The 1,369-nt window shown below is 74.3% G+C and carries 1 protein-coding gene and 1 pseudogene; both read right to left on the reverse strand.

What is annotated here, in order from left to right:
* Positions 1-1,109, reverse strand: a 1,109-nt coding sequence (locus tag AB0C29_RS48630) for a 2Fe-2S iron-sulfur cluster-binding protein (protein WP_360835191.1), incomplete at its 3' end; no start/stop codon positions are given.
* Positions 1,106-1,369: pseudogene (locus tag AB0C29_RS48635) on the reverse strand (hypothetical protein); the annotation flags it as partial. The gene AB0C29_RS48630 and the pseudogene AB0C29_RS48635, both read right to left, overlap by 4 nt.

Raw genomic sequence — 1,369 nt, forward strand, 5'->3', positions numbered from 1 at the left:
TGCGAGCTGGTGCGCAGCGTGAGCCGCCCGGCGTCGTCGAGCCAGCCGATCGCGCCGTGCGTCTCCAGCGCGGCGTGCTGCACCCGGGGCGTGCGGAAGGTCGCCTCGTAGACGACGTCGGCGCCCGCGAACCCCTCCTCGACGTCGCCCAGTTCGGCGTGCAGCTCCCCCACCACGTTGTCGGCCGCGCGGGCGATCCGGTGACCGGTGACCTTGTCGCCGTGCACGGCGGGGGCGCCGGGCCGCATCGCGGCCTCCGGGTCGAGGACGGCCGGCCGGATCTCGTACGCGACCCGCAACCGCCGGCACCCCTCCTCCGCGGCGGCCTCGGTCTCCGCGACCACGGCGGCGACCCGCTGGCCGACGTGCCGCACGACGTCGTCGAGCACCCGGGTGTCGGCCGGGTCCTCGGTCGGGTGCTCGTGGCGGGCGGTGGAGAAGTACCGCCGCGGGGCGTCCTCGTGGGTCAGCACGGCCAGCACCCCGGGCACGGCCAGCGCCTCGGTGGTGTCGACGGCGGTGATCCGGGCGTGCGCGTGCGGTGAGCGCAGCACTTTGAGGTGCGTCAGGCCGGGCACGTCGACGTCGAAGGTGTAGCGGGCCGTACCGGTGACGATCTGCGGGCCGGCGGGCGCACCGAGGCCGGCGCCGATCGCCGGTCCGGCGCCGGGCTCCTCGACCGTGCGGACACCGTTGATCGCGTCGGCGACGGCCCGGTATCCGGTGCACCGGCACAGATTGCCCTTGAGCGCGCGCGGCAGGTCGGCCAGCTTGGTCTCGTCCAGCGCGGCGGTCGTCATGATCATGCCGGCGGTGCAGAACCCGCACTGGAAGCCCTGGGCGTCCAGGAAGCGCTGCTGCACGGGGTGCAGGCCGTCCGGCGGCGCGAGGCCCTCGATGGTGGTGACCTGCCGGCCCTGGGCCCGGAACGCCGGGTAGACGCAGCTGTGCACCGGGTGGCCGTCGACGTGCACGGTGCACGCCCCGCAGTCGCCGGTGTCGCAGCCCTTCTTGACGCCGAAGCAGCCCTCCTGGCGCAGGTACGTGCGCAGGCACTGCCCGGGCCGCGGCGGCTGCTCGTGGTCGGTGCCGTTGATCCGTACGCTCATCCGGCCAGCTCCGCGCGGATCTCCTCGGCGTACCGGGCGGTCAGGTGGCGGCGCCAGGCGGGCAGGCCGTGCACGTCGTCCACATAGGCGTCGTCCGGAATGGTCTCCCGCACGGCGGCGGCCAGCTCACCGGCGTCCGGGACCTCGGCGAAGCGCAGCTGGAACGGGCGCACCGTCGCGGCGGTGAACGCGGCCGGGATCTGCGGCGAGTTGTCGGCGTCCTCCGGCTTGATCTGGAACTTCGCGGTAATGAAGATCAT

This window comes from Actinoplanes sp. NPDC048791, from assembly GCF_040650095.1.
Classification (GTDB): domain Bacteria; phylum Actinomycetota; class Actinomycetes; order Mycobacteriales; family Micromonosporaceae; genus Actinoplanes.